Raw genomic sequence first — 17852 nt, forward strand, 5'->3', positions numbered from 1 at the left:
GGAAATGTTACGGCCTGCCCCCGTCCCGCGCAACCGGAAGCGGCGCGTTGCCGGGGCTGTCCGCGGCGGGCGTGACCACCCCCAGCGACATCACGAACTTGAGCCCGTCCTCCACCGACATCTCCAGCTCGATCACGTCTTCGCGCGGGACCAGCAGCACGAACCCGGAGGTGGGATTGGGCGCGGTGGGCACGAACACCGTCAGCATGTCCTCGCCGGTGCGTTCACGGGTCTCGCGGGTGCCGGTACCGGTGAGGAAGGCCACCGACCAGGCGCCGCTGCGCGGATATTCGACCAGCACCACCTTGCGGAAGGAGTCCCCGCCGTCCGAGAACACCGTCTCGGTGACCTGTTTCACCGCCCCGTAGATGGTGCTGACCAGCGGGATCCGGCGCACCACCGCCTCGCCCAGCTGAACCAGCCGCCGGCCGAGGATATTGGCCACGATCATGCCGGTCAGCAGCACGATCGCCACCGCGATCACCACCCCGGCACCCGGAAGGTCGAAGCCCAGCCAGGCCTCCGGGCGCCATTCCTCCGGCAGGATCAACAGGCTGTAGTCCAGCAGGTCCACCAGCAGCTTGATGATGTAACCGGTCACCACCAGTGGCAGCCAGACCAGCAGCCCCGCGATCACGTAACGCCGGAGCGCGGCCAGCATCGGACTCAGCCTCCGGTCGTGGCGGCGCTGCCCCCACCATCGCCGCCGCCGGAACTGCCGGAACCCCCGGAGCCGCCACTGTCACCGGCGGACCCGCCGCCCTCCTTCAGGTTGCGCTGGCCGCCCTGTTTGAAATCGGTCTCGTACCAGCCCCCGCCGGCCAGGCGGAACCCGGCGGCCGAGACCTGCTTGGTCAGCGCCTCGGCACCGCACTGCGGGCAGGTGGTGGCGGGCGGATCCGAAATCTTCTGCAGGATCTCGGAGACCTGGTGGCATTGCTGGCAGGCGTATTCGTAGATCGGCATGAGGGTATTCTCCCGGAGGCTGTGACTCGTTGCGAAGCGAATGACCGTATTATGCGGCCGCCGGCCCGGAATAAAAGGACTCGCGGCGATTGCTTCGCGCGCCGCGAGATCCGATCATGCGGCGATCCCGAAAAAATGCCGAGCCCACGCCCAAAAGCGAGAGACGAGATGGCCGACAAGATCGTGATCATGCTGCTGAATCTGGACCTCGACCGCCCCGGCACTCTGGGGGCCCCGTTCTTTCAGGCCACGGTGGCCGGTGCCATGGATCTCGAGGTCGAGATCTATTTCGCTGCGCAGACCACCCGCCTGTTGCGCCAGGGAGTCGCGGAAGCCATGTACCCCGGCGACGGGCAGGAGAAATCGGTCTACAGTTTCATGCAGGATGCCCATGAGGCCGGTGCGCGTTTCTACGCCTGCGCCGGCGCGATGGACGAAAACGGCCTGACGCTGGACAACGCGGTGCCCGAACTCGACGGCATGCGCGGCGGCGGGGCCTTCATCGGCGAGGTCGTCGAGGACGGCGTCGCGACCCTGACCTACTGACCGGCACCCGGAGGTCCGCGTGAGTTCCGCCGAAGACGATGCCCGTGCCGTCCTGATCACCGGCTGTTCCTCGGGGATCGGGGCCCATGCGGCCCGTGCCCTGCGCGACCGCGGCTACCGGGTATTCGCCACGGCGCGCGCCGCCGAAGACGTCTCGCGCCTGAAGAAGGAGGGCTTCGAGGCCCTGCAGCTGGACCTCAACGACTCCGCCAGCATCCGCAGCGCGGCGCACGAGGTGCTGCACCGCACCGGCGGGAAACTCTACGGCCTGTTCAACAACGGCGCCTACGGCCAGCCGGGGGCGGTGGAAGATCTTTCGCGCGCCGCCCTGCGCGCCCAGCTGGAGACCAACGTGCTGGGCTGGCTGGAGCTCACCAATCTGGTCATCCCGGCGATGCGCCGCGCCGGCGAGGGGCGCATCATCCAGAACTCCTCGGTGCTGGGCTTCGCCCCGCTGCGCCTGCGCGGGGCGTACGTCACCTCCAAGTTCGCGCTGGAAGGGATGTCCGACACCCTGCGCCAGGAACTCCACGGCAGCGGGATCCGCGTGGTCCTGATCCAGCCCGGGCCGATCCGCTCGGAATTCCGCGCCAACGCGCTGAAGGCCTTCCGCCACCACATCCACCGCGCCCACAGCCCCTGGGCCCGCACCTACGAGGCCGCCGAGGCGCGCATGGCCAACGCGGAGGCCGACGCCCCGTTCACCCTCGGGCCGGAGGCCGTGACCCGCTGCGTGATCCACGCCCTGGAGGCGCGGCGGCCGAAGCTGCGCTACCGCGTGACCTTCCCCACGCATCTGTTCGCCTTCCTCAAGGCGATCCTGCCGGCGCGCTGGATGGACGCCTTCCTGCGGCTGGTCTCGCGCGGCGAGAACCGCTGAACATCACGGCCCCCGGCGCATGAACGCGATCTTTCTTGCGCTGGTCGTCATCGCGTTCACCACCGCGGCGCTGCGCGAGCTGCGCTCCACCGATCCGGAGGAACGCCCCATGGCGGACCTCTCCGAAGGCGCAGTGGAGGCAGCCGGCGCCGCGGTGGAACTGGCGCTGGGGCTGGTCGGGGTGATGGCGCTGTTCCTGGGCCTGATGAAGATCGCCGAGGCCGGCGGCCTGCTCACCGTGCTCGCCCGCCTGCTGCGGCCGCTGATGGTGCGCCTGTTCCCCGACGTCCCGCCGGAACACCCGGCGATGGGCGCGATGATCCTGAACTTCTCCGCCAACATTCTGGGCCTGGGCAATGCCGCCACGCCCTTCGGCATCCGCGCGATGCAGGAACTGGAGAAGCTCAACCCCCACCCGGGCACCGCCACCAACGCGATGGCGCTGTTCCTGGCGATCAACACCTCCAGCATCACCCTGCTGCCCACCGGGGTGATCGCGCTGCGTGCCTCGCTGGGCTCGGAGGATCCGGCCGCCATCCTGCCGACCACGCTGTTCGCGACGCTGTTCGCCACGGTCGCCGGAATCACCAGCGCGCTGGTCCTGCAACGCTGGTTCCGCCCCCCGGCGGCCACCCGCGAGATCCCGCCCGGCGGCCTTGACGACCCCGATGCGGAAACCAACCCCACCGGGGACCGGCGCTCCGATGCCGACCGGGACACGGAGCCGGGCGAGCAGCCCCAGCCGATGAACATCGAGGTCCCGGCCGAGGGCTACCCCGCCTGGGTCTCGCTCCTGGTCCTGCTGGGGGTGCTGGCGATCATCCCGCTGACCATCATCTACGGCCAGGCCATCGCCCCGTGGATCATCCCGGGACTGGTGGTCGGCTTTCTCACCTATGGCGTGCTGCGCGGGGTGCCGGTATACGAGGTCTTCGTCGAGGGGGCAAAGGAAGGCTTCAACGTGGCCCTGCGGATCATCCCGTATCTGGTGGCGATCCTGGTCGCGGTGGGCATGCTGCGCGAGAGCGGCGCGCTGGGGATGTTCGTCGGGCTGGTCGGGCCGTGGACCACGCCCTTCGGGCTGCCCGCCGAGGCCCTGCCGATGGCACTGCTGCGGCCACTGTCCGGGTCCGGGGCCTACGGCATCATGGCCGGGATCATGCAGGACCCGGCCACCGGGCCGGATACCCACGTCGGCATGCTGGTGTCCACCCTGCAGGGTTCCACCGAGACCACCTTCTACGTGCTCGCGGTGTATTTCGGCGCGATCGGGGTCAAGCGGGTACGCCACACCCTGGCCGCCGCGCTGAGCGCCGACGCGGTGGCGGTGGTCGCCGCAGTCGCGATCGTCGCCTGGCTCTACCTCTGACCCGCGTCGCGGGCGAACGCGCGCACCCGCTCCCGCAGTCCGGCCGGATCCACCGGCTTGGTGACGACCTCGGCGAAACCGGCCGCCAGCGCCCGCTCGCGCGTCGGGTCGGTGGCATCCGCGGTCACCGCCAGCACCGGGACACCGGCCAGCAGGTCGTCGGCCCGCAGCGCGCGCAGCACCTGATAACCATCCATGCCGGGCATCGCCAGATCCAGAAGAATCAGGTCCGGGGCCAGCCGTGCCGCCTCCTCCAGGCCCTTCAGGGGGGTCTCGGCCACCACCGTTTCCAGGTCCGGCTCCGGTCCCAGGACCTCTTCCATCAGGCGCAGGTTGGCCGGCTGATCATCGATGCACAGCACCGTGCGCGGCGTGCCGGACGCCGGCAGTTCCGATGCGCCGGTCGCGGCCGGGTGATCGGGCCCGCCCCCGGGTGTTGCCCCGAGATCGCTGTCCGCGGCCAGCGGCAGTTCGAACCAGAAGCAGGAACCCTCGCCCGGCGTGCTCGTCACGCCCAGCCGGCCGTCCATCATCTCCACCAGGTGCCGGGTGATGGTGAGCCCCACGCCGCTGCCCTCCATCCCGCTGGCGTCCGCCTCCAGCCGGTCGAAGGGCTGGAACAGCCGTTCCAGCTGCTCGGCGGTCAGTCCGGGGCCGGTGTCGTGCACCTCCAGCTGCAGCCCCTGTTGCCCCGCAGCGCCCAGCAGCGTCACCCGCCCGCCTGCGCGGTTGTACTTGATGGCGTTGGACAAGAGATTCAGCAGGACCTGTTTGAGCCGGGTACGGTCGGCCTGCACGCGCGGGGCATCCGCGGTGGCCGCCCGCGCGCCTTCCAGGCGAACCTCGCGCTCCTGTGCCAGCGGCCGCAGCAGCGACAGGCACTCGTCCACCACGTCCGCCACGTCCACCGGTTCCGGCGTCACCTGCAGCCGCCCCGACTCGATACGCGCGAGGTCCAGGATCTCGTTGATCAGCTCCAGCAGGTGCCGGCCGGCGCGGGCGATCTCGTCCAGCTGACTCTGCTGGCGCTCGCCCAGCGACGTGTCGCGCTGCAACAGCTGGGCAAAGCCCAGGATGGCGTTCATCGGCGTGCGCAGCTCGTGGCTCATGTTGGACAGGAAGTCGGACTTCGCCCGGCTCGCCTGCTCGGCCTCCTCGCGGGCCCGCTGCAGTTCGGCGCGGCGCTGCAGTTCGGCGGTGAAGTCACCGAAGATGTTGAAGATGTACTGCGGCTCGCTACGGCTGTCACGCACCACGCCGATGGTACTGCTGGACATGAACACCGCGCCGTTGCGGCAGCGGATCGGCAGCTGACCGGTCCAGGCCCCGCCGGCCTCGCGGATTTCGTCGATCTCGCGCGCCGACTGTTCCGCCTCCGCCGGGATCAGTTCGCGATAGGATCGGCCCGCCAGATCGGCCTCCTCGAAGCCGGTCATCTCCAGCACCGCGGGGTTGTTGTACACCATGCGGCCTTCCCGGTCGGCGACCGAGATCGCCTGTTCCGAGGCCTCGAAGATGCGCCGGAACAGCGACAGTTCCTCCTGGGCCTGCTGCAGCTCGGTGACATCCTGAACGGTTCCGGTCAGCCGGCCGTTCTGTTCCCGGCCCCCGGTGCTTTCGCCATGGGCAATCAGATGCAGGTGCCGCAGTTCGCCGTCATCGCGCCGGATGCGCAGAAACACCTCGCCCCGCCCCTCGGCCAGCACCCCGGCATATTCGCGGTCGAGCCCCTCGCGATCCTCGGGGTGCACGAACGCACGAAAGCCCTCCATGCTCACCGGGGCGTCGCCCGGGGACAGGGCGAAGATCTCGTAGACCACGTCGGACCACCACAGCGCTCCGGTCACCGGATCGTGCTCCCAGTGCCCCACGCGCGCGAGGCGCTGGGCTTCGCGCAGTCGCGTGGTCTGCCGGGTCAGCGCCAGCTCGGACTGCTTGCGCTTGGTGATGTCCTGTGACACGCCCAGCATGTGCTGCACGTCGCCACTGGCGTCGCGCTCGACGTCACCGCGCTGCAGCAGCCAGCGGACCGTGCCATCCGGCCAGACCACCCGGTGCTCCAGTTCGAGATAGGACCCGCGACGCAGGGAACTGCGGATGGCGTTTTCCACCCGCTCGCGATCCTCCGGGTGCACCGCACCGAGAAAGTTTTCCACCGTGGGCTCGAGGTCTCCGTGAGAGTGGCCCAGCAGGGGCGCGATACGCTCGGACCACTGCAGCTCCTCACGCCCCGGGGTCCATTCCCAGGTCCCCATGTTGGCGAAGCGCTGGCTGCTGCGCAGGCGATGCTCCTGGCGCTTCACCGTGGTGATGTCGGTGCGGATCGACACGTACTGATAAGGCAGGCCGTCGCCGTCCAGATAGGGAACGATGGTGGTCTCGACCCAGTACAGCGAGCCGTCCCGCGCGCGGTTGCAGAGTTCGCCCTGCCAGACGCGACCCGCGGCAATGGTCTCCCAGAGCTCCTCGTAGAAAGCCGGGGCGTGCATTCCGGATTTCAGCAGGCGATGGTTGCGCCCCAGCAGATCGGATACGTTATAGCCGCTGACCCGCGCGAACCGCTCATTGGCATAGATGATCTCCCCGGCCACGTCGGTGATGCTCACCAGCGCGTGCTCGTTGACCGCCAGGTGTTCCCGCTCGCGCTCGTACAGCGCCTGGCGATAAGCACGCGTCACCCCGTCCATCTGCCGCTGCTGGCGGGCACGCGCCACCACCGCATCCGCCAGGCGGCGCGGTTCCACCGGTTTGAGGAACACCCCGCTCGCCCCGGGGTGCAGGGCCATCAGCTCGTTCACCCGCCCGGGGGCGGCGGTCAGGACCAGCATGGGGATGGAGGAACCGTTGTCGCGGGTGCGCAGCAGGGCCGCGAACTCCTCGGCACTGCACCCCCCTTCGTCCAGATCCAGAACCAGGACCTCGACCTCGCCGCCGTGGAGGCGGACCAGCGCGGCATCGGGGTCCGGCTGGACCTCCACCGTCAGTCCGGCCTCCCGCAGGCCCGCCGCCAGGGTGTCGTCGGCGGCCTCGGGGCGGGCACTTGCCAGGAGCACCCGATACCCCGTCTCCGCGACGACCCCGCCGATCTGCACCAGCTGTTCCAGCAGGGTATCGTCCGCCAGCGGGTAATCGAGGCAGCGGGCCGCGCCCTCGCGCACGGCCTGCAGGCGCGCCCCGGGGCTCCAGGAGCGCGCCACCACCAGGGTCGGCAGAAACCCGCGCCCCGGATCCTGCAGTCGCGCGAGCACCGCGGACTCCGGGGCCACCTCGCCGACGCAGACCACCCGCGCGGTGACCCCGCCGGCGCCCGCCGCGTCCGGTTCGGCGCCGCTCAGCACGACCGCGAAGCCGTGATCACGCAGCATGCCCGCCACCGCCTCGCCGACTTCCGGGTCCTCCGCGACCACCTGCACCCGGCCGCCACCCGCATCCGCCGACACCTGCGGCTGGAGCCGCGTCTCCGGCACCCCCTGAGCCTGACGCGACCACGCATCCGCGGCGGCCTCCAGGCGCGCGAGGCCCAGACGCAGCAGTTCGTGGTCGGCAGTGTTCGGACGGGCCCGCAGCCCGGCCAGGGTGGCCTGTAGTGACTCGGCCAGGCGCAGGATCTCCTGCACCCCGTGAGTCCGGGCCACGCGGGCCAGGGCGCTGACCTCGCGATACAGCCGATCCACGCAGTCCCCGGAGCATTCACCCTGATCGAGCTCGCCCGCGGCGTCGCGCAGGCGTGCGAGGCGCGCGCTCAGAAAGGCCGGAAAAGCGGCCCGCGGGGACCCGCCGGACACGGTGTCCGGACCCTCGAAACCGGCTGCCTGCTCCCCCGCTCCGGGGGCATCAGTTCGGCGGTCCACCGGGCGTTATGTCCTTGTCCTTCACGATGAAGTACACCCCCGCCGCAGCGAGGACCATCCACAGGAACAGGGCCACCACGCCGATCCGCTCCCACAGCGGAACGAAGAAGAACAGCATCAGGGCCGCCAGCCCCAGCAGGATATTGCCGATGACGAAATTCGAGGGGCGGCCGCCGGACGGATCGGACATGACAGTCTCCTGCAGTGGCTTACTGCTTCTTGTACTGACTGAAATCGAACTGACCCGCGGTCATCTCGTCCCACAGATCACTTTGCAGCACGGCGAGCAGCTTGAACAGCTTGCGCAGCTCCGGATCCTCCATGAAACTCTGATCGCTGCTGGCCTTCAGGGCCTCCACCAGGGTCGCGCACTGTTCACGACTGATCCCGGTGACATCCAGGCCCTCGTCTCCCATGTCCACATTCATCGAGCCACTCCGGTTCGTTCGGTCCCCCGATTGTATGCCGGTACCGTCGCCCGGCGAAAACGCCGGACTCCGGTCGTGCCATTGCCATGCGACAACGTGCCGGGGCCGCTACTCGCCCCCGCCTGCGTCATTGCGAGGAGCCGAAGGCGACGTGGCAATCGGTTGCTGCCCGCAGTGCACCGGGGCCGGGGGCCGCCATGGCGATTGCTTCGTCACTACGCTCCTCGCAATGACGGGGCCGGCTTACGCCGCCTGCTCGCGGATCTGGTCCACCCGGTTGCGTACGTACAGGTAGTACAGCACCGGGATGATCACCAGGGTCAGCACCGTGGACACGAACACCCCGAAGATCAGCGAGATCGCCAGCCCGGAGAAGATCGGGTCATCGAGGATGAACCCGGCGCCGACCATCGCCGCCAGCCCGGTCAGCACGATCGGCTTGGCCCGCACCGCACCGGCATGCACCACCGCCTCGATGGTATCCACCCCGCGGCGCAGCTCCTCGTTGATGAAATCCACCAGCAGGATCGAGTTGCGCACGATGATCCCCGCCAGCGCGATCATCCCGATCATGGAGGTCGCCGTGAACTTGGCGTCCATGAAGAACGCATCCACGAACGCATGTCCGGGCATCACGCCGATCACCGTCAACGGGATCGGCGCCATGATGATCAGCGGCACCATGTACGAGCGGAACTGCGCGACCACCAGCAGGTAGATCAGGATCAGTCCCACCGAGTAGGCGATGCCCATGTCGCGGAAGGTCTCGTAGGTCACCTGCCATTCGCCGTCCCACTTCAGGCTGAAGTTGTACGGGTTGTCCGGCTGGCTGATGAACCGCTGCTCCAGCGGCTCGCCATGGACCATGGGCTGGTCGCGCAGGCCGAAGAACATGTCGAACATGCCGTACAGCGGGCTGTCCACTCCGCCCGCCAGATCGCCCTGCACGTAGACCACCGGCAGCAGGTTCTTGTGATGGATGGAGTGTTCGCGGCTCGAATCCACCACGTTCACGACCTCGCCCAGCGGGACCAGTTCGCCGCTCTGCGAGCGGACTCGCAGCCCGAGCACCGGATCCAGGCTGCCCTTCTCCGCACGATCGAACTCCAGACGCACCGGCACCGCATACTTGATGTTGGAGCCGTACAGATAGGTTACGTCCTCGCCGGACAGGGCGGTCTCGATCGCCTCGACCACCGCCCGCTGGGGCACGCCCAGATGCGCGGCGCGCTCGCGGTCCACCTGCAGGATCTTCTTCGGCCCCGGGTGTTCCACCGAGTCATCGATGTCGGTGAGGCCCTCGGTGTTCTCGAACACCTCGCGCACCTGTTTCGCAACCTCGATCTGGCCGTCGTAGTCCGGCCCGTAGATCTCGGCGACGATCGGCGACATCACCGGCGGTCCCGGCGGCACCTCGACCACCTTCACCGCTGCGCCGTCATAGCGCCCGGCGATGGCATTGATCTCGTCGCGCACCGACAGCGCGATGTCGTGGCTGCGCCGGTCGCGCTCGGAGGCATGCGTCAGGTTCACCTGGATGTCGCCGACATGGCTCCCCTCGCGCAGGTAGTACTGCCGCACCAGGCCGTTGAAGTTGATGGGCGTGGCCGTGCCCGCGTAGGTCTGCACGTCGTGCACCTCGGGCACAGTCTTGAGGTAGTCGGCCATCTCGCCCAGCACCTGGCCGGTGCGTTCCAGACTGGTGCCCTCGGGCATGTCCAGCACCACCTGGAACTCCGACTTGTCGTCGAACGGCAGCATCTTCAGCACCACCAGCTGGTAATAGGCCAGCGACACCGAGCCGAGGATCAGCACCAGCGTGCCGATCCACAGCGCCATGCGGTTGATCTTCTTGCGCCCGCCGGTCCCGAGGAAGGGGCGCAGCAGGAAGTTGAACAGGCGCATCAGGCCATCGGAGGCCGCCTCGCCGGCCTCGTGTCCGCCGTGTCCGCCCCCGGCCTCGTGCTGTTCGGCCTGACGCCGCAGCACCTTGTAGGTCAGCCACGGAGTCACCACGTAGGCCACCGCCAGCGACAGGACCATCCCCATGGAGGCGTTGATCGGGATGGGGCTCATGTACGGCCCCATGAGCCCGGTCACGAAGGCCATGGGCAGCAGCGCCGCGATGACGGTAAAGGTCGCGAGGATGGTCGGGCCGCCCACCTCGTCCACCGCCAGCGGGATGGATTCGAGGAACTTGCGCCCGCCCTGGACCATGTGTCGGTGGATGTTCTCCACCACCACGATCGCGTCGTCCACCAGGATGCCGATGGCGAAGATCAGCGCGAACAGCGACACCCGGTTGAGGGTGAAACCCCAGGCCCAGGACGCGAACAGCGTCAGCGCGAGGGTAATGATGACCGCCACGCCGACGATGAACGCCTCGCGCCAGCCCAGCGCGATCCACACCAGGATGATCACCGACGCGGTTGCCAGCATCAGCTTCTGGATCAGCGTGGAGGCCTTGTCCTCGGCCGTCTCGCCGTAGTTGCGGGTAATCGAGACCTCGACCCCCTCGGGGATGTAGGTGCCCTGCAGCTGGTCCAGGCGCTCGATGACCTGGTCGGCGATATCGGGGGCGTTGGTGCCCGGCTGCTTGGCCACCGCGACGGTCACCGCCGGGTGACTCTGGCCAATGTGCCCGCCGCCCTCGGCCGCGGCCCCATGGGCGAAGCGTACGTGCTCGCTCGGATAGCCGGGGCCCTGTTCGACCTCGGCCACGTCTTCCAGATGCACCGGACGTCCGTCATGCATCCCCACCACCAGCCGCGCGAACGCCTCGGGCTCGGTGATGAAGTCGCCGGCCTGGATCAGGATCTCCTCGTCGTCCTGATACAGATGCCCGGCATCGCGCGAGAAATTCGACACCGCCAGGGCCTCGCGCAGGTCGTCCACCGCGAGGTTGTGCGCCGCCAGCATCTCCGGCTGGAAGCGCACGTGGACCACGTGGTCGGGCCCGCCGACGGTGTAGATGTCGCGCGTGCCGGGCACCCGCTTGAGTTCCGATTCCAGCCCGTGGGCCACGCGCAGCAGGTCGTGTCCGCCACGTTCTTCGTCCTCGGTCCACAGGGTCACGTTGACGATGGGCACGTCGTCGATGCCCATCGGCCGCACCATCGGCTCGCCGACCCCCAGATTCCGCGGCATCCAGTCATCGTTGGAGAAGACCTGGTTGTACAGCCGCACCAGCGCCGCGGTGCGGTCCTCGCCTACCTCGAACTGGATGGTTATATGCGCCATGTCCGGGCGCGAGGTGGAATAGATGTCGTCCACCCCCTCGATCTCGGACAGCACCTGCTCCGCGGGGGTCGACACCAGATGGGCGACCTCCTCGGCGCTGGCCCCGGGGAACGGGATGAACACGTCCGCCATGGTGACGTTGATCTGCGGCTCTTCCTCGCGCGGAGTCACCAGGATGGCGAACAGCCCCAGCAGCAGCCCCACCAGGGCCAGCAAAGGGGTGATCTGGGTGGTCAGGAAGGCCTTCGCAATGCGCCCGGAGATCCCCATGCGCTCCGGGGCCGCGTCCGTGCCGCCGCCGCTCATCGCGTCACCTGCTGGTGTTCCTTGAGATAGATCGCGGCATGCACCGGATCCAGCGCCACGCGTTCACCCTCGCGCAGGCCACCAAGGATCTCGATCATGCCGTCGTGCTCGCGCCCGGTGCGGACCTGACGGAAGCGCACCCGACCCTCGTCGTCGATCACGTAGACCGCGATCACCTCGGAGCGATAGGCGACGGCCTCCTGCGGCACCATCAGGCGCTCGACCTCGTCCAGCACGAAGCTCGTTTTCACGAACATGCCGGGAAACAGACCGCGGTTGTTCTCGTCCTCGGGCAGGTTCACGCGCACCCGGAAGGTGGCGCTCTGCGGATGTGCATAGGGGAACAGGGTCAGGCTCTCGGCAGCGATCCGTTCGCCGGAATCCAGCAGGACCTCGGCCTCGCGCCGATCCCGCACCCCGGGCATCAGACGCTGGGGCACGTCGACCTCGACCCGCAGGCGATCCAGGCTCAGCCCGGCCAGCAGCGGCGAACCCGGCGAGACCGATTCCCCGACCTCGACCATGCGCTCGGTCACGATCCCGGAGTACGGCGCGTAGACCTCGGTGTAGCCGAGCTGTTCGCGGGCCTCGTCCACCCGCCCCTCGGCCGAGCGCAGGCGCGCACGGGCCGATTCCAGCTGCGCCTCGGCGCGCTCGAACTCGGAGCGCGACACCACGTCCTGTTCGAACACCTCGCGGATGCGTTCGAACTCGGAGCGCGCCTCGCGGAAACGTGCCCGCGCATCGGCGAGGTCACCCTCGGCCTGACTCAGGCGCGCCTGTTGCTGGACGTCGCTGATGCGCAGCAGGAGTTCGTCCTCTTCGACAAAGTCATCCACGTCCACGTAGATCTCGCGGATGCGGCCCGAGGTCTGGGCCGAGATGGTGGAGCGCTGGACCGCTTCGACGCGGCCATCCAGCAGACGCTCCTGCGGCAGGGTCAGACGCTCGGCCTCGACCGTCTCGAAGGGCAGGTCATCGGCCTGAGTCGCCAGCGGCAGAGCCAGCGCAAGCAGCGCGGCCCCGATGATCGGGAGTCGTGTCATGGTGTGGTCCCTTCCGGATATTCGGCCCTCTCCTGCCACCCTTCTTGCGGGGCGATCAGCCGTCACGGGGCCGTTCTTTAATATATTAGTTTTCCCTAATTTAACGGAGCCGGCCAGGGGCGGGCAAATCCCCGACCGCAACCCCGGTAACTGCCCGGAGTATAGCTTTCCCCGTCGGTTTTGCAGCAAAGCCCTGCAACCCCCTGCACCGCGCCGCGTCTGTCCGTATCATAACGGCACCCGCACGGGGACGTTCCCCGACCACCGTTTCATTCCCGGGAGACCGCCATGCCACTGCTGCGTATCGAGACCAACGTTGCCCTGCCCGCCGATCCGGATGCCGTCACCGCCCGCCTGTCGACCGCGGTTGCCGAATGGCTGAACAAGCCCGAGGGCTACGTGATGGTCGCCCTTGGCCACAACGCGCACATGCGTTTCGGCGGCAGCACCGAGGCACTCGCCTACTGCGAACTCAAGAGCATCGGCCTGCCCGAGGGCCTGACCCGCGAGCTGTCACGCAAGCTGTGCGACGCCCTGCAGGCCGAACTGGGCGTGGAGCCGGCGCGCGTCTACATCGAGTTCGCCGATGCCCCGCGCCATTTCTGGGGCACCAACGGCACCACGTTCTGATCCCCGACCCCGTCCGCTCAACGACCACCGACCACAAGGCCCGAGCCCCATGCGCGTCTCGCAATTCCCGCTGAACACCCTGAAGGAAACCCCGGCCGACGCCGAGATCGTCTCCCACCAGCTGATGCTGCGCGCCGGCTACATCCGCCGGCTCGCCTCGGGGCTGTACACCTGGCTGCCGCTGGGGCTGCGCGTGCTGCGCCGGGTGGAGAACATCGTGCGCGAGGAGATGGACCGGGCCGGGGGCCTGGAGGTGCTGATGCCGGCCATCCAGCCGGCCGAGCTGTGGCAGGAGTCCGGGCGCTGGGACTTTTACGGCGCCGAGCTGCTGCGCATCCAGGACCGCCACGAACGCGATTTCTGCTATGGCCCGACCCATGAAGAGGTCATCACCGATCTGGTCCGCCGCGAGATCCGCAGCTACCGCCAGCTGCCGGTGAACTACTACCAGGTCCAGACCAAGTTCCGCGACGAACGCCGCCCGCGCTTCGGCGTGATGCGCGCGCGCGAATTCCTGATGAAGGACGCCTACTCCTTCCACCTGGATGCCGACTCCCTGGGGCAGACCTACCAGCAGATGCACGATGCCTACTGCCGCATCTTCCAGCGCTGCGGCCTCGACTTCCGCGCGGTGGAAGCCGATACCGGCGCGATCGGCGGCAATGCCTCGCACGAGTTCCACGTGCTGGCCGCCTCCGGCGAGGACGCGATCGCCTTCTCCCCGGGCGGCTTTGCCGCCAACGTCGAACTCGCGCCCTGCCCCGGCCCGGCCGCACCGGCCGCCCCCGCCGAGACGCTGCAGAAGGTCGCCACCCCGGATGTCCACACCATCGCCGATCTCGCGGCCTTCCTCGACGTGCCGACCGAACGCACGGTCAAGACCCTGGTGGTGGCCGCCAGCGACGCGGTCGACGCCGATCTGGTCGCCCTGGTGCTGCGCGGCGACCACGAACTCAACGACGTCAAGGCCGAAAAGCACCCCTGGATCGCCGAGCCGCTGCGCATGGCAGAGGCGGCCGAGATCCGTACCGTGTTCGGCACCGACCCCGGCTCCCTGGGCCCGGTGGACAGCCCGATCCCGGTGCTGGCCGACCACGCCGTGCTCGGCATGGCCGACATGGTGGTCGGCGCCAACGAGGACGGCCACCACCTGACCGGCGTCAACTGGGAACGCGACCTGCCGCGCCCGGAGACTGCCGACCTGCGCAACATCACCGAGGGGGAATCCGCGCCCGACGGCTCCGGCCCCATCGAGATCCGCCGCGGCATCGAGGTCGGCCATATCTTCCAGCTCGGCGACAAGTACTCCGAGGCCCTGGGCGCCCGGGTGCTGGACGAGGACGGCCGCGAGCAGATCGTCACCATGGGCTGCTACGGCATCGGCGTCTCGCGCGTGGTCGCCGCCGCGATCGAACAGAACTCCGACGAGCGCGGCATCTGCTGGCCCACCGCCATCGCCCCGTTCGACATCGCCCTTTGCCCGATCGGCGCGAAGAAGTCGCAGCGCGTGCGCGAGGCCGCCGAACAGCTGCACGACGAGCTCGAGGCCGCCGGCTTCCAGGTCCTGCTGGACGACCGCGAACAGCGCCCCGGCGTGATGTTCGCCGACATGGAGCTGATCGGCATCCCCCACCGCATCGTGATCGGCGAACGCGGCCTGGACGCCGGCGAACTCGAATACCAGGCCCGCACCGCCGCCGAGGCCGAACACCTGCCGATGGACGGACTGGTGGCGGCCCTGCGCGAACGCACGGGGCACGGCGCGTAGGCGCCATCCGCGCCCGCGCCCGGATGCGGCTGCAGGAGCTTGCTTGCAAGCGAGCAGGGGCTGCTGCCCGAGTCTGACCGCTGCCGCGGGGTTTCGAGCTGGCGCTGCGGGGTCCGGGGCTTTGGCTGCCGCCGGGGGGGTTGCGCTCTCTCGCGAGCGCGCCGCGAGGTCCTTTCTTGCTTGCCCAAGAAAGGACCCAAAGAAGGGCACCCGAGCTCGCCCGGGAACCTTGCTCCGGGCGCCTCGCGCCGGCGGCGCCGAACTCGCGAAGCTGCGCTTCGCTCAAACATCCGGCCCCTTGTTTCCGGCGCGAGGCACCCTCCGCAAGGGGCTCGCAACGGGAGGGGGGGTAAACCGGAGGCGTTCAGGCCATTGGTGCCCCGGTCCCGACCCGCTTCGTTGCGGGGCGCCCGAATCGTGCGTTTCCTGGCTTCTGATGCAAAGGCGGCCCGGTGCACCAACGGGTTCAAGCTTTGTACGGGCCCTTCGCAGAGCTCATTCCCAACCATCCTTGCAAAGGAATCGCGTGCGGGCAGGGGCCGGCCCACCCCCAAGCCCTGATGGAAGAAGGTCATGCGGCTCGGCAGGGCATGCCCATGGCCCTACCCGGGCACCCTCCCGGTACCGGGTATGCAACGGTGACTGTGGGAGATGCTTGCTTCGTCCCTCCGCCCCGACAGACCCTTTCTAGGCCTGCCACGAGTAAACATACAAGCTTGCTTGCAAGCGAACCGTAGGCTCGTGGTGTCCTTTGGGGGCGACATCTTCCCATGCGACACGGCATCCCGGCCCCGATCGGCCGGAGGGCCGGCCTCCTGCGGGAACAGGTTTCAACACGGTGGGAGGCGAGCCCTCTCGCCGATCCGACACAATCGGTTGCCAACGGTCCTGGTCTCGGCCGGGGGCGTTCATAACCCCCGGCCTGCCCGCCTGGCGGAAAAGGAACGACCGGTGGCCCTGCGCCCCCGTTTGCCGCACCGAGCGCAGAGGTCGGGCGCGGGAGAAAAGGCGCTGCTTGTCTGAGCGAAGCGCAGCTTCGCGAGTTCAGCGCCGCCCGCGACCGGCCTCGGAGCGAGGGGATCCCGGGCCGCGTTAGCGGACCGGGATGCGGCAGTCGGGGTGCCCTTCTTTGGGTCCTTTCTTGGGCAAGCAAGAAAGGACCTCGCGGCGCGCTCGCGAGAGAGCGCAACCCCCGGCGGTAGCCAAAGCCGCCGACTCCGCAGCGCCAGCTCAAGGCCTCGCGGCAGCGGTCAGGCCCGGCAGCAGCCCGTTTCGCTTGCAAGCAATCTCCCACAACCGCCGGGCGCCAGCCTGAAACCGCGCGGCAGCGGGTGGCACGGCCGCCAGGGGCATGGCCGTTCAGCCGCCACTCAGGCGGCCCCGGCAGGATAGACTGACCGAGCCGCCCCGGCGGCCATCATGTTCCATCCGACAGGGATTGCCGCCATGACCATGACCCGATCCGTTGCCCGCCTCATCCTGATATCCGCCGTGCTGAGCCTGGCCGTGATGCTGGCGGCCTGTGCCCCGCGCATTTACGGCGTGCCGGAGGAACACTGGGAGCAGATGAGCACATCCGAGCGCCAGGAGGCGATGCGCGCCTGGGAGTCGGTGCAGAAGGAGCGCGAGCAGACCCGGCGCGAGCAGCAGAAGATCGAGGCGCGCGAACGCGCGGAACGCCAGGCGCGCATCGACCGCATCCACCGCGGCGAGGAGGGGCACTTCGGTGACCTGATCCGCGTGAGCCTGGAGCGCGGGCGGATGCGCATCGGCGGCCGCGAACGGCGCTATGCCCCGCTGGCCTTCACCCTGGCGGATGGCGAGACGCGCACGGTGGAGGTCCACAGCGAACGACGTTCGGGAGAGATGAAGGTCGCCTACCGCGAAGGCCTCCTGCTGCTGGACGTGCCGTCCCGTGGCCGCACCGAGTTCGGTGCGGCCCGCCTGCCGTGGCGCTCCGGCTGGCGCCGCGGCGAGACCCGCCGGGTGGATTCCGACGGGCCGCTGGAGCTGCGCAACGTGCGCGTACACGTGGAGGCGGTGCCCCTGCCCGGGCATGGCTCCCGGCGGTTCTGAACATGCGGCGCCGGCCCGGCCCTGTTCGCCTGCAAGCAGGCTCCCACAGGCATCGTGGGAACGGCCCTGGCCGTTCGCCTGCGAGCAGGCACCCTACAGGCGTCGCAGGAGCGGCCCTGGCCGCGAATCAGTACCCCGGGCGGGTGCCCGGACCCGGCACCCGGTGGGCCGGCACCGGGTCGTCGACATGCTCGGCAGTGCGCAGTCGGCGGCTCTTTTCCACCATGCGCCAGCAGGAGCGGTTGTTGTTGTAGCGCGAGACATGCTGCAGCGGCACCCACAGCACGGCGTGCGATTCGTGGCTGCCGGGGATCTCCAGACGGTCGTCGATCTCCACCAGAAAGCGCACGTCGATGTGGTCGTGCTGCGGAAACTCGGGGCTGGCGGGGATGGTGTGGATATCCAGGTCGAAGACGTCTTCGGCGACCAGTCGGATGTGCTCGCGTGCCAGCCCGGTCTCCTCGTGCACCTCGCGCAGGGCCACCTGGAGGATGTCGGCCTGACCGTCCGCATGGCCGCCGGGCTGGAACCAGCGGTTGTGCTTCCCGTGCAGCAACATCAGCGCCCGCTCGCGGTCGGGGCTGAGGACCCAGGCGGAGCCGGTGACATGCGCCGGCAGCAGATCGCAGTTGAAGCAGTCGGGGTGCCGGCGGACGAAATCCAGCGCGCGGCGGCGAAAGCCCGCCTCTTCGATGAACGGGGTCTGGTGACGTTGCAGCAGATGCAGCAGCTGTTCGCGATGCATG

Annotated in this window: 13 protein-coding genes and 2 pseudogenes; 7 read left to right on the forward strand and 8 right to left on the reverse strand. The window is 68.8% G+C overall.

What is annotated here, in order from left to right:
- Positions 1-7: 7 nt before the first annotated feature.
- On the reverse strand, positions 8-661 hold the full coding sequence (locus tag F573_RS0101825) for a DUF502 domain-containing protein (RefSeq protein WP_019021241.1): 654 nt from the start codon (positions 659-661) through the stop codon (positions 8-10).
- 5 nt (positions 662-666) lie between these two features.
- Positions 667-966 (reverse strand): FmdB family zinc ribbon protein, encoded by a 300-nt coding sequence (locus tag F573_RS0101830; protein WP_019021242.1) that lies wholly within the window; start codon positions 964-966, stop codon positions 667-669.
- Between the two features lie 168 nt (positions 967-1134).
- Between F573_RS0101830 and F573_RS0101835 the strand changes: the two genes are divergently transcribed.
- From F573_RS0101835 to F573_RS15540, 4 genes and pseudogenes are all read left to right on the forward strand, one after another.
- Positions 1135-1512, forward strand: a complete 378-nt coding sequence (locus F573_RS0101835; RefSeq protein ID WP_019021243.1) for a DsrE family protein — start codon at positions 1135-1137, stop codon at positions 1510-1512.
- 19 nt (positions 1513-1531) lie between these two features.
- Positions 1532-2392 carry an SDR family oxidoreductase gene (locus F573_RS0101840; RefSeq protein ID WP_019021244.1) on the forward strand — a complete coding sequence of 287 codons (861 nt, stop codon included), beginning with the start codon at positions 1532-1534 and terminating at the stop codon, positions 2390-2392.
- A gap of 19 nt (positions 2393-2411) precedes the next feature.
- Positions 2412-3041: pseudogene (locus tag F573_RS15535) on the forward strand (nucleoside recognition domain-containing protein); the annotation flags it as partial.
- Positions 3042-3131: 90 nt separating this feature from the next.
- A pseudogene (locus tag F573_RS15540) lies at positions 3132-3761 on the forward strand (spore maturation protein); the annotation flags it as partial.
- Here the strand turns inward: F573_RS15540 and F573_RS0101850 are convergent.
- From F573_RS0101850 to F573_RS0101870, 5 genes are all read right to left on the reverse strand, one after another.
- The gene (locus tag F573_RS0101850) at positions 3752-7612 is read right to left on the reverse strand and encodes a PAS domain-containing protein (RefSeq protein ID WP_019021246.1); all 3861 of its coding nucleotides are present in this window, start codon (positions 7610-7612) and stop codon (positions 3752-3754) included. The pseudogene F573_RS15540 and the gene F573_RS0101850 sit on opposite strands and share 10 nt — an antisense overlap.
- Positions 7596-7802 (reverse strand): hypothetical protein, encoded by a 207-nt coding sequence (locus F573_RS0101855; RefSeq protein WP_018870031.1) that lies wholly within the window; start codon positions 7800-7802, stop codon positions 7596-7598. Before F573_RS0101855 ends, F573_RS0101850 begins: the two co-directional genes overlap by 17 nt.
- A 19-nt stretch (positions 7803-7821) precedes the next feature.
- Positions 7822-8040, reverse strand: coding sequence for a hypothetical protein (locus tag F573_RS0101860; protein ID WP_018870032.1), 219 nt, complete (start codon positions 8038-8040; stop codon positions 7822-7824).
- 243 nt (positions 8041-8283) lie between these two features.
- A complete protein-coding gene (locus F573_RS0101865) occupies positions 8284-11586 on the reverse strand; it encodes an efflux RND transporter permease subunit (protein ID WP_019021247.1) in 3303 nt (1100 codons plus the stop codon).
- Entirely contained in the window at positions 11583-12632 is a 1050-nt protein-coding gene (locus F573_RS0101870) for an efflux RND transporter periplasmic adaptor subunit (RefSeq protein ID WP_018870034.1), read from the reverse strand. Before F573_RS0101870 ends, F573_RS0101865 begins: the two co-directional genes overlap by 4 nt.
- A 288-nt stretch (positions 12633-12920) precedes the next feature.
- Here F573_RS0101870 and F573_RS0101875 point away from each other — a divergent pair, with 288 nt between their 5' ends.
- From F573_RS0101875 to F573_RS0101885, 3 genes are all read left to right on the forward strand, one after another.
- Positions 12921-13262 (forward strand): phenylpyruvate tautomerase MIF-related protein, encoded by a 342-nt coding sequence (locus tag F573_RS0101875; protein ID WP_018946422.1) that lies wholly within the window; start codon positions 12921-12923, stop codon positions 13260-13262.
- A gap of 49 nt (positions 13263-13311) precedes the next feature.
- Positions 13312-15030, forward strand: a complete 1719-nt coding sequence (locus tag F573_RS0101880) for a proline--tRNA ligase (protein ID WP_019021248.1) — start codon at positions 13312-13314, stop codon at positions 15028-15030.
- Between the two features lie 1446 nt (positions 15031-16476).
- Positions 16477-17106, forward strand: coding sequence for a hypothetical protein (locus F573_RS0101885; RefSeq protein ID WP_019021249.1), 630 nt, complete (start codon positions 16477-16479; stop codon positions 17104-17106).
- A 127-nt stretch (positions 17107-17233) separates the two neighbouring features.
- Here F573_RS0101885 and F573_RS0101890 read toward each other — a convergent pair whose 3' ends face one another.
- Positions 17234-17851 (reverse strand): NUDIX hydrolase, encoded by a 618-nt coding sequence (locus F573_RS0101890; protein ID WP_019021250.1) that lies wholly within the window; start codon positions 17849-17851, stop codon positions 17234-17236.
- Position 17852 lies beyond the last annotated feature (1 nt).

This window comes from Thioalkalivibrio sp. ALE23 (assembly GCF_000378545.1).
Lineage (GTDB): Bacteria > Pseudomonadota > Gammaproteobacteria > Ectothiorhodospirales > Ectothiorhodospiraceae > Thioalkalivibrio.